Origin of the sequence: Pseudomonas sp. AAC (assembly GCF_000725445.1) — a bacterium.
Lineage (GTDB): Bacteria > Pseudomonadota > Gammaproteobacteria > Pseudomonadales > Pseudomonadaceae > Pseudomonas > Pseudomonas citronellolis.
This window is the reverse complement of the sequence record NZ_KL647098.1, coordinates 56,766-69,357: the sequence shown is the minus strand read 5'-3', so window position 1 is coordinate 69,357 and position 12,592 is coordinate 56,766. Positions and strand designations below refer to the sequence as shown.

General features: G+C 70.4%; 8 protein-coding genes. All 8 read right to left on the bottom strand.

Annotated elements, in window-relative coordinates:
- Positions 1–223 precede the first annotated feature (223 nt).
- Positions 224–2,800, bottom strand: a complete 2,577-nt coding sequence (locus FG99_RS33085) for a LuxR C-terminal-related transcriptional regulator (RefSeq protein WP_043271655.1) — start codon at positions 2,798–2,800, stop codon at positions 224–226.
- Positions 2,801–2,855: 55 nt separating this feature from the next.
- Positions 2,856–4,292 (bottom strand): amidase, encoded by a 1,437-nt coding sequence (locus FG99_RS17890; protein WP_043271654.1) that lies wholly within the window; start codon positions 4,290–4,292, stop codon positions 2,856–2,858.
- A gap of 115 nt (positions 4,293–4,407) precedes the next feature.
- Positions 4,408–5,763 (bottom strand): MFS transporter, encoded by a 1,356-nt coding sequence (locus FG99_RS17885; protein ID WP_043271652.1) that lies wholly within the window; start codon positions 5,761–5,763, stop codon positions 4,408–4,410.
- An 89-nt stretch (positions 5,764–5,852) separates the two neighbouring features.
- Complete coding sequence (locus tag FG99_RS17880; RefSeq protein WP_256204866.1) at positions 5,853–7,463, bottom strand: WS/DGAT/MGAT family O-acyltransferase; 1,611 nt, start codon at positions 7,461–7,463, stop codon at positions 5,853–5,855.
- Positions 7,464–7,593: 130 nt separating this feature from the next.
- Entirely contained in the window at positions 7,594–8,397 is an 804-nt protein-coding gene (locus FG99_RS17875; protein WP_051879030.1) for a lipase family alpha/beta hydrolase, read from the bottom strand.
- 34 nt (positions 8,398–8,431) lie between these two features.
- Positions 8,432–10,132 carry a long-chain-fatty-acid--CoA ligase gene (locus FG99_RS17870; protein ID WP_081884664.1) on the bottom strand — a complete coding sequence of 567 codons (1,701 nt, stop codon included), beginning with the start codon at positions 10,130–10,132 and terminating at the stop codon, positions 8,432–8,434.
- Positions 10,133–11,309: 1,177 nt separating this feature from the next.
- Complete coding sequence (locus FG99_RS17865; protein ID WP_051879026.1) at positions 11,310–11,612, bottom strand: Dabb family protein; 303 nt, start codon at positions 11,610–11,612, stop codon at positions 11,310–11,312.
- Complete coding sequence (locus FG99_RS17860; protein ID WP_043271648.1) at positions 11,609–12,589, bottom strand: 2-hydroxyacid dehydrogenase; 981 nt, start codon at positions 12,587–12,589, stop codon at positions 11,609–11,611. The genes FG99_RS17865 and FG99_RS17860 overlap by 4 nt, the downstream gene beginning before the upstream one ends.
- Positions 12,590–12,592: the final 3 nt, after the last annotated feature.

The window sequence follows — 12,592 nt, the reverse complement described above, 5'->3', positions numbered from 1 at the left end:
AAGAGCGCCCTCTCCCTAACCCTCTCCCTGAAGGGAGAGGGGACCGTTCGGTGTGCGTTGGTGTTTCGGCGTTAGCCGGCTGGCACAGAGATTACTGGCTGAAACCATTCCTTCTCTCGGCACGGTCTAGATCCCTCTCCCTTCAGGGAGAGGGTTGGGGAGAGGGAGCGGACTAACCCCAGTGCGCCGATCCCCCAGGAAAAAACACCCACCAAGACCCCCATCAAGCCAACAACCCGCTCGCCTTGGCCCGCGCCACCGCCTGGGTGCGTCTTTCCACTTCCAGCTTGATGTTGATGCGCCGGGCGTGGGTTTTCACCGTGTGCAGCGAGATTTCCAGCTGCTCGGCGATCTCCTGGTTGGAGCAGCCCTGGGCGATCAGTTCCAGCACTTCCAGTTCGCGCTGGCTGAGCATTTCCGTCGGCGCCGGGGCGGTGGCCGTGGTGGGCTGGGCCTGGGGGGGCGTGGGCAGTTGCGCCAGCAGTTGCCGCGACCAACTGGCGTCCTTGCGCTGCAGCCTTGCCAGGGGGCGCAGCAGGGACAGCCGGCGGCAGTCCTGCAGGGCTTCGCGCAGGTGTTCCTCGGCGGCGGCCGGGTCCAGGCCGTGCAGGGCCTCGGCCAGGCGCAGCTGGCTTTCGCAGGCCAGGCTGCGCAGGCCCAGGCGCTGGCAGTCGCGCTGCAGGGCCAGCAGCTCCTGGCTGGCACGGGTGGTTTCGCCCAGCTCGCCATGGGCCTGGGCCAGCAGCAGGCGCACGCGGTACTGCAGGTCGTAGAAGCCGGTGGGCGCCAGCAGCGGGTTGAGGCGCAGCTCGGCGAGCACGCCGAACAGCTCGTCGCGGGCCTTGGCCGGTTCGCCGCTGGCCAGCCACAGCCGGGCGCGGGCCAGGCGCAGCACTTCGCGGTAGCGGATCTCGGGGATGCACAGGCGCTGCATGCGCCGCTCGGCGGCCAGCAGCAGCTGGTGGGCGCGCTCCACCTCGCCGCGCTCGCAGGTCAGGCTGATCAGCGCGTGGTAGGCGTAGAGCAGGTAGGCGTCCTGGCATTCCTCGGCCTCGCGCAGGCCCTGCTGGAGAGCGGCTTCGGCGGCGACGTCCTCGCCGCGCAGGGTCAGCAGTTCGCCGCGCAGCACGTGCAGGCGGGCGCTCATGGGGCCGCCGTGGGTGCCCTTGCGCAGTTCGGCGAGCATCTGCTCGGCGTAGTCCAGGGCGTGGTGGTGCTCGCCGGAAAGGGCCAGCAGGTGGATGTGCTCAACGCTCAGCAGGGCCTCGAAGCACAGGCTGGCGTGCCGCCGCGACAGGCGCAGGCCGGCCTGGCAGTGCTGCCGCGCGACGATCAGGTCGCCCTCGACCATGGCCTGCTGGGCCAGGGCCTGGTGGCAGAGGATGTGCTGGCCCCAGTAGTGCTCCTCCAGGTGTTCCAGGGCGTCGCTGCAGTTGCGCCGCGCATCGGGCAGGGCGAACTGGCGTTGCAGCACGCCGAGGATGGACTGGTAGTGCGCCAGGCTGAGCCGCTGGCGGTGGGCGTCCGGCCGCGGCAGGAAGCGCGCCAGCGCCTGCAGGCAGTCCATGGCCTCGTCCAGGCGGGCGCAGATGATCAGCGCCCAGGTTTCCAGGAGGATCAGCTTGGGGCTGGACTGCAGCAGGCCGGCGGGCAGTTCGTCGCGCCAGCGCAGCAGTTGCACGGCGCTGTGCTCGACCATCATCTGGTCGCTGTTGGCGTCCTGCAGCAAGGCCACGGCGCGTTCGATGGAGCCGGCGGCCAGGGCCAGCTGGGTGGCCTGGCGCAGGTCGCCGTGCTCGGCGAACCACTGGCTGGCTTCCAGCAGGGCGACGGTGGGCGGCGCGTCGTCCTGTTCCTGGCGCAGCAGCTCGGCGAGCGGCGGCCAGACGGCGAACCAGCCCGAGTTCTCGTCCAGGCGCCGGAGCAGCTGCAACTGGCCCAGTTGGGCGAAGGCCGCCTCGCCGACCGAGCCCAGGTGCCGGCACAGGCCGGCCTTGAAGCGGGGCAGGTGGCTGAGCACGCGCAAGGCGCCGCGCAGCTGCGCCGGCAGCGGGGCGAGCACCTCGCGGCGCAGGTAGTCGTGCAGCAGGCCGCCGCCGGCCTCGGGCCAGCGCATGCGGCCCTGCAGGGCGAGCAGGCCGAGCAGCGCCGGCCAGCCGGCGCTGTGGCTCAGCAGGTCGACGCTGTCGCCGTCGCTCGCCTCGGCCTGCTGCTTGCGCAGCAGGTGCTCCAGTTCGTCGTGGTCCAGGGCCAGGTCGCTGGCATCGAGTTCCAGCAGTTCGCCCTGCAGCAGCAGGCGCGGCAGGTTCCAGTCCGGGCGGCGGCGCGAGCCGATCCACCAGCGGATGTCGCTGGCGCTGGTCTCCAGCAGGCGGGCCACGCAGGCGTCCAGCTGCGCATCGCCCTGCCGCGGGTAGTCGTCGAGCACGATCCACAGCGGCTGCGCGCTGCCCTCCAGCAGGCGCTGCAGGTCTTCCTGCCAGTTCCGCGCGCTGGGGTCCAGGTCCAGCACTATGGCCAGGCGGCTGAGGAAGTCGCCCTCCTGCAGCGGCCGGCCGCGCAGGTCCAGCCAGGCGACGCGGCCGCGGGGGCCGGCCTGGCGCGCGCATTCGTTGAGCAGCACGCTCTTGCCGAAGCCGGCGGGGGCGTGCAGCAGGCTCACCCGCTGGCGTCCGCCGAGCAGGCGTTGCAGCAGGCGCGGCCGCGCCACGTGGCGGGCCGGCAGCAGCGGCAGCGCGCCACTGAGGGGGCGTGGGGCGGGACGGCTGGCGATGGCGTGGAGGTTGGGGTGCGAATTCATCTGCGGAACTCCTGGCCCCGGGCTGCCGGGGCGCTGATGCGGATGTGCTGCCGGCTCAGCCGCGCAGCGGCGGCAGGCGCGAGGCCCAGGGACGGGCGCGTTCGAGCTCGGCGGCGAGACGGAACAGGGTGCCCTCGTCGCCCAGGCGCGCGGCGAACTGCACGCCGATGGGCGTGCCGCCGGCGGTCCAGTGCAGCGGCACGCTCATGGCCGGCTGGCCGGTGGCGTTGTACACGGAGGTGAAGGCGGCGAAGGGGCCCGAGCGGGCGAAGAAGGCTTCCAGGGTTTCGCCCTCGCGGAAGGCCAGTTCGCCGATGGCGCTCGGCGGGCAGGCCATGGTCGGGCTGAGGATCAGGTCGTAGTGCTCGTGGAAGGTGGCGATCTCCCGCGCCATGCGTTGCAGGGTGCGCTGGGCCAGCACGTAGTCGGTGGCGCTGACCTGGCCGGCCAGGCCGACCACCGCGCGGGTCAGCGGCTCGATGTCGTGCTCGCCGGCCTGGCGGCCCACCTGTTGCTCCAGGCTGCGCAGGTGCAGCGCCGCGGACACCACGAAGAGCCGGGCGAAGGCCTGGCCGACGGCGGGCATGTCGCTCACCGTCGGCGCCTCGTCGGTGACCTCGTGACCCAGGCCGCGGCAGAGCAGGGCGGCCGATTCCAGCGCGGCGAGGCAGTCGGGGTGCACGTCGATGCCGGTGAGCGGGGTGCGCAGCAGGCCGATGCGCAGGCGGCGGTGCGGTGCGTCGACTTCCTGCAGGTAGGGGCGGGCCTTGAACGGGGCCACGTAGGGCGCGCCGTAGTCCGGCGCCGAGGTGGCGTCGAGCAGGGCGGCGCTGTCGCGCACCGAGATCGAGCAGCAGTGCTCGGCGGGCAGGCCGCCGGTGCCTTCGCCGACCTTGGGGCCGGCCGGGTTGCGCCCGCGGCTGGGCTTGAGGCCGAACACCCCGCAGGCCGAGGCGGGAATGCGGATGGAGCCGCCGATGTCGCTGGCGTGGGCCATGGGCACCAGGCGCGCGGCCACCGCGGCGGCGGCCCCGCCGCTGGAGCCGCCGGCGGAGAGGCCGAGGTTCCAGGGGTTGAGGCAGGGGCCGAAGGCCGCCGGCTCGGTGGTGGGGGTGATGCCGAATTCCGGGGTGTTGCTGCGCCCGACGGTGATCAGCCCGGCGCTGCGGTAGCGGCGCACCAGCTCGGTGTCGTGGTCGGCGCGGTTGCCCAGGCCCAGGCGGCTGCCGTAGGACAGCGGCTGGCCGCTCTCGGCGCCGCCGGCCAGGTCCTTGAGCAGGAAGGGCACGCCGCGGAAGGGGCCGCCGGGCAGCGGGCCGCGGGCGCGCTCGCGGGCCAGTTCGAACTGGCGCCAGATCACCGAGTTGAGCGCCGGGTCGTGCGCTTCGATGCGGGCGATGGCGGCGTCCACCAGTTCCAGCGGGGTGACTTCGCCGCGGTAGACCAGTTGGGCCTGGGCGGTGGCGTCGAGCAGGTGCAGCGAATCGTTCATGCGGGGGCTCCTGTGCGGGCGGCGGCGAGGAATGGGTCACGGGCATGCCTGTAGCGTAGGGCGAAGCAGGCGGGTGCGTGTACGGACGGTGGCATGTCTTTTCCTCGGGGCCGGTTCAGGCCGGCTGCTGCGGCGTCGCCAGGGCCTTGCGCATGCCCAGGGCCATGGCCAGGGCGGCGATCACGAACAGCGCGCAGAGCAGGTAGATGGCATCGTCCAGGCTGCCGGTGCGGGTCTTGATGGCGCCGACCACGGCCGGGCTGATGCCGGCGACGCTGGCCAGGGTGTTGACCAGGGCGATGCCGACGGCGGCGCGTTCGCGCGCCAGGTAGCGGGTGACCATGGCCCAGAACACCGGGGTGGCCGCCACCAGGGCCGAGCCGCCGGTGCTGATGGCGACCAGCGTCCAGGCCAGGCTGCCGTTGCCGATGGCCCAGGCCAGCAGGAGGAAGCCGGCGGCGGCGACGACGAAGGCCCAGGCCCAGTGCAGGCGCTGTTCGTCGCGGCGGTCGGAGCGGCGGCCGTACCAGAACATGGCGAACAGGGCGAAGACGTTGGGGATGACCGCGTAGAGGCCGACCAGCTGCAGGTCGGCCACGCCCAGTTCGCGGATGATGGTCGGCGTCCAGAAGGCCAGGAAGTAGCCGGCGCAGCCGGAGACGAAGGCGCCGAAGGCCAGCAGGTAGACCCGTGGGTCGCGCAGCGCCGCGGCCAGCGCGCCCTTGCCATGGCCGCCGCCGTCGACGTCGGCGCCGGTGGTGCCCTGCACGCCCTGGCGCACCAGTTCGCGCTCGTCCGGGGTCAGCCACTTGGCGTCCTGCGGGCCATTGGGCAGCAGCCACAGCACCAGCAGGCCGAGCAGCACCGTGGGCATGCCCTCGATGAAGAACATCCACTGCCAGCCTTCCCAGCCGTGGGTGCCGTGCAGGTTCTTCAGGATCCAGCCCGACACCGGGCTGGTGATGAAGGCCGCGGCCACCTGGGCCATGCAGAAGAACGCCAGCACCCGGGCGCGGCGCTGCGGCGGGTACCAGAAGGTGAGGTAGAGGACGATGCCGGGGAAGAAGCCGGCCTCGAACACCCCGAGCAGGAAGCGCACCACGTAGAACTGGGTGGGCGTGGTGACCAGCAGGGTGGCGCTGGAGGCCAGGCCCCAGAGCAGCATGATGCGCATGATGGTCAGGCGCGCGCCGATGCGCTGCAGAAGCATGTTGCTGGGCACTTCGAAGAGCACGTAGCCGACGAAGAACATGGCCGCGCCGAGGCCGTAGACGGCGTCGCTGAAGCCCAGCGAGCTCTTCATCTGCAACTGGGCGAAGCCGATGTTGGCGCGGTCGATGAAGTTCAGCAGGTAGCAGATGAACAGGAAGGGAATGAGGCGGCGGGTGATCTTGCCGTAGACGGCTTCGGCGTCGCCCTGGGGCGCCAGGGCGGCCTGTGCCGCGGCGGGGGCGCTGATGACTGTGGACATGCGAGGCTCCGGGGTGGGGTCTACCGCGGGTTACCGGCCGCCGCCACGGGGCCCTTGTGGGGCCGCCGCACGGCGGGCCGGCGCCGGGATCACTGGACCTGTGTGGCTTCGGCCGCTGCCGGCTGCGGCGCGGGGCTGGGCTGTTGCGCCGCGGCGCCGTTCACCTTGCGTCGCGGCGGGGCCGCCGGCCTGGCCTTGGGCAGCGCCTTGGCGGGGTTCCTGGCCTTGGCTGCCGGCTTGTCCGCAGCCTCGCCCTGCTTGCTGGCGACGGCCTTGGCGGCGGCGCTGTGCTTCTGGCTGGCCGGCTTGTCGCCGCCCTTGCCCTGCGCCGCCGCGGCAACCTTGTTGCGCGCCAGTTCGAGCAGGCGGCGGTGTTCGGCCAGCAGGTGGTCGCCCAGGTCGTTGAGGTCCGGCAGGGCCCGGCGGCAGGCGATCAGGCCGTAGTCCAGGCGGTCGTGGTAGCTGGTCACGGTGACGTTCAGCGCCATGCCGTGGGAGGGGATGGACACCGGGTAGTAGCACAGCACCTTGGCCCCGGCGAAGTACAGCTGGGCGGGGATGCCGGTGACGTTGGAGATCACCAGGTTGGCCGGCGGCGGCATCCAGTTGGCCAGGCGCGAGCGGCCGTACATGGCGGCCATGCCGGAGAGCAGCCAGGGCGCGGCGAAGATCGGGAAGTCCATGGGGATGGCCGAGCGGAACTTGTTCATCGCCGCCTTGCGCTGCGTCGAGGAGGCGTTGATGCGCTGCAGGCGCTGCAGCGGGTCGGCCTCGTCGGTGGCCAGGTCGACCACCAGCATGCTCACCTGGTTGTTGGCGGTGTCGTCGCCGGGGGCGCGCAGGCTCACCGGCGCGGCGGCGGTCAGGGGTTTCTCCGGCAGCTCGCCGCTGGCCTTGAGGTAGCGGCGCAGGGCGCCGGAGACAGTGGCCATGACCACGTCGTTGAAGCTCACGTCCAACTGGCGCGCCATGTCCTTGATCTCGGCCAGAGGCACGGTGCGCCCGGCGAAGCTGCGCTGGTTGGTGATGGCCACGTTCAGCGGGGTGCGCGGGGCCAGCAGCTTGCGCGGGTCGAGGCTGCGCCAGTTGCGCAGGTTGCCGTCGCCGATCACCGGCAGCAGGCTGCGCCCGGCGCGGAGCATGTCCGGCAGCATCTTCGCCAGCTTGACGTACTGGCGCCCGGCGTTGCCGATGGCCGCCCCGGCCAGTTCGGCGACGCCGAGCTGGTACTGGTTGCGCCGCAGCTTGGGCGGCGCCGGCGGGACGACGCGGCCGCTGGGCACGTCGTCGAACAGCGCGCGGACCAGTTCGATGCCGGCCTGGCCGTCGACATTGGCGTGGTGGACCTTGGCGTACAGCGCCACTTCGCCGCTGCGCAGGCCGTCGATGATGGTGACTTCCCACAGCGGCCGGCTGCGGTCGAGCAGGCTGGCGTGGCTGCGCGCCACGGCCTGCTGCAGCTGGCGGTTGCTGCCGGGCTTGGACAGGGTGATGTGGCGGATGTGGTGTTCCAGGTCCAGCTGCTCGTCCTCCACCCACACCGGGTCGGACAGGTCGAAGGGCATGAACGCCAGCTTGCGGGTGAAGACCGTGGCCAGGTGCAGGCGCCCGGTCAGGTACTGCTTGACCTCCTCGAAGAAGTCGCCGTCATGGCCCTCGGGGAGTTGCAGCACATGCAGCGAACCGATGTGCGTAGGCATCTCGGCCGATTCCATGTGGAGGAATATGGCGTCCATCCCGCTCAAATGTTTCATCGCATCACCAACCTTCGTTCTTGTTGTTGCAGGGAAAGTACTCGCAAGGCCCATTGCCGCCGGGCCGGTGTGCCCCTCAGCGCCGGGGGGCGCGGAAGGGGTAGAGCGCGCGCTTCAGACCGCGCGGCCGGAACTTCTGCCACTGGTCCTGCGCTTGCGCCAGGCGGTCGCCGATGGCGTACCAGACCAGCGGGTGTACGCCCAGGCCGATGTGGCTGGCGCAGTTGACTTCGATGTTGTCGGTCAGGCGCCCCTGGCGCTCGACGCTGCCGCCCCAGCCGACGATGCCGTCGGCGCGGCTGTAGATGGAGGTGGTGGGCACCGGCGGCGCCTCTTCGCCACGCTCCTCGCTCTCGCGATTGAAGCTGCGCACCAGGCGGTACAGCTCCCAGGCGTTGGTGCTGGTCTGCGGCGGGCCGTACAGCGGGCTGCCGAGGGTGATCACCTGGCGCACGCTGGCGGGCATGGCGCGGGCCATCTCGCGGGCGAAGATGCCGCCCAGGCTCCAGCCGATCAGGCTGACCTTGCGCCCGGACGTCTCGTGCAGTTCCTGCAGTTGCGCCAGCAGGCGCTCCACCACGCCGCGGCTCGGGCCGCGGTTGAGGCCCTGGCCCCAGCCGTGGGTGTCGTAGCCGCGGTTGTCGAGGAAGCGCCGCAGGGGCAGGGTGGTGCAGTCGTGGGCCATCAGCCCGGGCAGTACCAGCACGCTGTGGCCGTCGCCGCGCGGCACGTTGAGCAGCAGCCAGGGCATGGCCGCCGGGATCGAGGCCCATTCCAGCAGGGCACGCGACTCCAGCGCCCAGAGCATGGGCGAGGGGCGGCGCTCCACCGGGTGCCGGCGGAAGGGGGCGGTGAGGGACTCGTAGAAAGCGGCGGGCATGATGGCGGTTTCCTTGTACGGGGGTACTACGGGTTCAGTTACCGGCGCTCGCTTGAGCGGCGGCGATTTCGTCCTTGAGCAGCTTCTTGGACAGTTTGCCCACGGCGGTCTTGGGCAGGTCGGCGCGGATTTCCAGGGCCTGCACCATCTCGTGCTTGCCCAGGCGGTCCTTGAGGAAGTCCTTGAGCGCGTCGAGGTCGAAGGCCGCATGGCCGGGGCGCAGCTTGACGTAGGCCTTGGGCGACTGGCCGCGGTAGGCGTCGGGAATGCCCAGGACCATGACTTCCTCCACCGCCGGGTGGGCGTAGATGGCTTCCTCGATCACCCGCGGGTAGACGTTGAAACCGCCGCACAGGAGCATGTCCTTGGTGCGGTCGACGATGTAGATGTAGCCGTCCGCGTCCATGTAGCCGACGTCGCCGGTGCGGAAGTAGCCGTCGTGGGTGAAGGACTCGGCGCTGGCCTGGGGGTTGTTCCAGTAGCCGCGCATGATGTTCGGCCCGCGGATGGCCAGCTCGCCGTTCTGCCCCGGCGACACCTTGCGCCCGGCGTCCTCCAGGTCGAGGAAGCAGATGTCCACGCCGATGTGCGGCACGCCGCAGGAGCCTGCCTGGGGCCGCTCGGCGGGGGTGAAGGTGCCGCCGGTGCAGGTCTCGGTCATGCCCCAGCCCTCGGTGATCTGGCAACCGGTCAGGGCCTTGAACTGCTGCATCAGCTCCACCGGCAGCGGGGCGCCGCCGGAGGCGCAGATCTTCAGGCAGCGCAGGTCGTACTCGCTGACCTGCGGGTGGCTGAGCAGGGCGGTGAACATGGTCGGCACGCCGGGGAAGCAGCTCACCCGGTTGTCGTGGATGTCGCGCAATACGGCGCCGGCGTCGAAGCGCGTGTGCAGGCGCATTTCGGCGCCCGCGGCCACCGGGAACAGCAGGCAGCCGACCATGGCGTAGACGTGGAACAGCGGCAGCACCACCAGGATGCTCTCGCGGCCTTCGTGCAGGCGCTGGTCGTTGTCGACGTTGATCATCATCACCTGGGCCGCGGCGGCGCCGAGGTTGGCGTGGGTCAGCATGGCGCCCTTGGGCAGGCCGGTGGTGCCGCCGGTGTACTGCAGCACGGCCAGGGCCTCGTCCAGCGGCGGCAGGGCGTGGGGCTGCCAGTCGCCTTCGTTGTCCAGCAACTGTTCGAAGGGCAGGCATTGCTCGCTGTAGTGCACCTGGGCGAGCTGGCCCTCCTGCTGCAGGCGGGCGCGGATCTCCCGCGGCTGCGCGCCGAACTCGCCCAGCGAGCCGACCACCAGGGTGTGCAGGCGGGTGCTGTCGAGCAGGCGGGCCATCAGCGGGTAGAGGCTGTTGAGGTCGAGGGTGACGAGGATGTCGGTGCGGCTGTCCTCGATCTTGTGCGCGAGCACCTCGCCGGCATCCAGCGGCGAGTAGTTCACCACGGTGCCGCCGGCGCGCAGGATGGCGAAGAAGGTGATGACGTATTGCGGCACGTTGGGTAGGTAGAGGCCGACGTGGACGCCGGGGCCGACGCCCAGGTCCTGCAGGCCCTTGGCGGCGCGGTCGATCAGCGAGGTGAGTTCGCGGTAGTCGATGTTGCGGCCCATGAAGTCGATGGCCGGGCGGTCGGCCCAGCGGCGCACCGAGTCATCGAGCATGTCCAGCACGCTGAGGCCGGAGAGGTCGGTGTTCCAGCGCACGCCGGCAGGGTATGAGCGAGTCCAGGGGGTTTGCACTTGCTGGTGTCTCCTTATTGTTTGCAAGCATGGTGAGGCTGCGGCGCTTGTATGAACTGTCCGGAATTTGCGGCTTGGAGAAAGTGCCGATGGTGGGGGCTGGCGTTCGTGCCAAAGGCTGACAAGCGAGGGCTGGAGAGGCTCTGGGGCGGGGGTTCTGGCGTGATCAGCGGCGTGGAGGGTGGGGGATTCATGGGGGTTATGGGGTGGTTGGCGTGGGGGGATAAGCAGTTGTGGTTTGAGGCTGTTGTGTCCGCCGTTCGCGTTGTGCTCCTGCAGGTTGGCGGGGGGGGCTGTAGGAGCGAGCTTGCTCGCGAATGGGGTTTGCCGGGGGCGTAGGCGCTGGGGTTAAGAGCGCCCTCTCCCCAACCCTCTCCCGCAAGCGGGAGAGGGGGCCGTTCGGAGTGGACGGGGAATCAAGAGTCATCCTGAAACTCCTCACGACCCCTGTCATTCCCGCGAACGCGGGACGCGGCTCCATCGCGAACAGCGCTTGCGCTGGCCCGAAGGGGAATAACCCAGTGACTGCTGGGTTCGCGAGCAAGCTCGCTCCTACGAAAAGCAAAAGCGCGTCTGCTCTTGGATTTCCAGAGAAATAGCCGAGCGCACCGAAACGCCCCTTCAGAAGGCCGAGCGAAACCGGCGCTCAGGAGGTCAGGCGACATGGATGCCGCGAGAGCCCCGATGGGCTACAGGGACGTCCCCTCGGGGCGGGCCTCCGTGGCGGGGGAATTCGCGAGGGTAGCCCGGCTCCATCGGGCCCGTATGTCGGGCAAAGCCTTTTGGTTTCTTTTTGTGGCGATTGACAAAAGGGACTCGCCCGAGGGGGCGAAACAAGACGGTTGGGCAAACTCGGTGCGGCGCAGAAACACCCAAGCCAAGGCAGCGCAAGCGCTGTTCGCGGGAATGACGAGGGTGGGAGGATTGCGCCTGGCCGACGCATCGCTCAGGACAAGCCCCCTCTCCCGCTTGCGGGAGAGGGTTGGGGAGAGGGCGCTCTTGCACCCAACATCCACGCCACCGGGAAACTGTTCGCGAGCAAGCTCGCTCCCAGGAAACACACCATGCCTCCCTGGACTGCAGGAGCGCGCCCTGCGCGCAAATCGCGGACGGAGTCCGCTCCTACGGTCGACCCCTGTGCCAGGCGCCGTAGGAACGGACTCCGTCCGCGATTAACTCAGGTCTCGAAATAGAAACTCTGGAACCGCTCCGCCAGTTGCACGGTGAGTTGCGCCGCCTGCATATGGTTGGGATGGGGCCCATAGTCCTGGGCCGCCTTGAACGACTCGAAACTGATGATCATGGCGAAGTCGAAGCTGTCGTCCGAGCCGACGCCGCCCAGGTTGGCCCGGGGGCCGAAGCGGACTTCGCTGACGCCGGGGATCTGCCGCAGGCTTTCGCAGGCGGCGGTCAGTTGGGCGATGTGTTCCAGGTTGCCCGGCTCTTTCAGCCAGGACACGACTACGCAATGCACGCTCATGGGCAGCATTCCTCTGTTGGTTGCGGGTTGATGCAGTTGCGCAGCGGCGCGCCCTGCAGGGCGTCGAGCAGGTTGTCGAAGGCCTCGAGGGTCATGCGCTTGTGCGTCTCGCGGGTGGAGGCGCCGTTGTGCGGCGACAGCACCAGGTTGGGCAGGCCGAGTAGCGCCGGGTTCACCGCCGGCTCGCCTTCGGTGACGTCCAGCCCGGCCGCCGCCAGCCGGCCTTCGCGCAGGGCCGTGGCCAGGGCGGTTTCATCCACCAGGCCGCCGCGGGCGGTGTTGATCAGGATGGCCTCGGGCTTCATCTGCGCCAGCTGCGGCGCGCCGATGATGTGGTGGGTGGCGGCGCTGTAGGGCAGCTGCAGGATGAGCGCGTCGCTCTGCTCCAGCAGGCTGTCGAAGTCCAGGTAGCGCACGCCGAGCCGGACTTCTTCCTCCACCGGCAGGCGCCGCCGGTTGCAATAGGTGACGTCCATGTCGAAGCCGCGGGCGCGCTTGGCCACTTCCATGCCGATGCTGCCCAGGCCGAGGATGCCCAACTGCTTGTGGTGCACGTCCTGGCCGAACAGCGGCGAGGAGTCGGCGCGCCAGCCGCCGCCGCGGACGAAGGCGTCGGCCTCGACGATGCGCCGGGCCGCGGCCAGCAGCAGGCCGAAGGCGAGGTCGGCGGTGGCCGCGGCGACCGCCTTGGGGGTGTTGCAGACGCGGATGCCGCGGGCCGTGCAGGCGGCCACGTCGATGTGGTCGAAGCCGGCGCTGACGGTGCTCAGCACCTTCAGGCGCGGGCAGCGCTCCAGCAGGGCGGCGTCGATGCGGTCGGCGGGCAGCACCAGGGCGTAGTCGGCCCCGCTCAGCAGCTCGCCCAGGTCATCCGGGAGGCCGCGTTCGGGCATGCGGAGCTCGGCCCGTTCGCGCAGGCTTCCCAACAGCGCATCGGGTACCTGGCGCGACAGGGCGATGCAGGGAGTGGTGTTCATCGC

Coding starts and splice junctions, on each gene's coding strand:
- FG99_RS17890 (WP_043271654.1), bottom strand. CDS start 4,292: ATGAACGATTCGCTGCACCTGCTCGACGCCACCGCCCAGGCCCAACTG.
- FG99_RS17860 (WP_043271648.1), bottom strand. CDS start 12,589: ATGAACACCACTCCCTGCATCGCCCTGTCGCGCCAGGTACCCGATGCG.
- FG99_RS17880 (WP_256204866.1), bottom strand. CDS start 7,463: ATGCCTACGCACATCGGTTCGCTGCATGTGCTGCAACTCCCCGAGGGC.
- FG99_RS17865 (WP_051879026.1), bottom strand. CDS start 11,612: ATGAGCGTGCATTGCGTAGTCGTGTCCTGGCTGAAAGAGCCGGGCAAC.
- FG99_RS17885 (WP_043271652.1), bottom strand. CDS start 5,763: ATGTCCACAGTCATCAGCGCCCCCGCCGCGGCACAGGCCGCCCTGGCG.
- FG99_RS33085 (WP_043271655.1), bottom strand. CDS start 2,800: ATGAATTCGCACCCCAACCTCCACGCCATCGCCAGCCGTCCCGCCCCA.
- FG99_RS17875 (WP_051879030.1), bottom strand. CDS start 8,397: ATGCCCGCCGCTTTCTACGAGTCCCTCACCGCCCCCTTCCGCCGGCAC.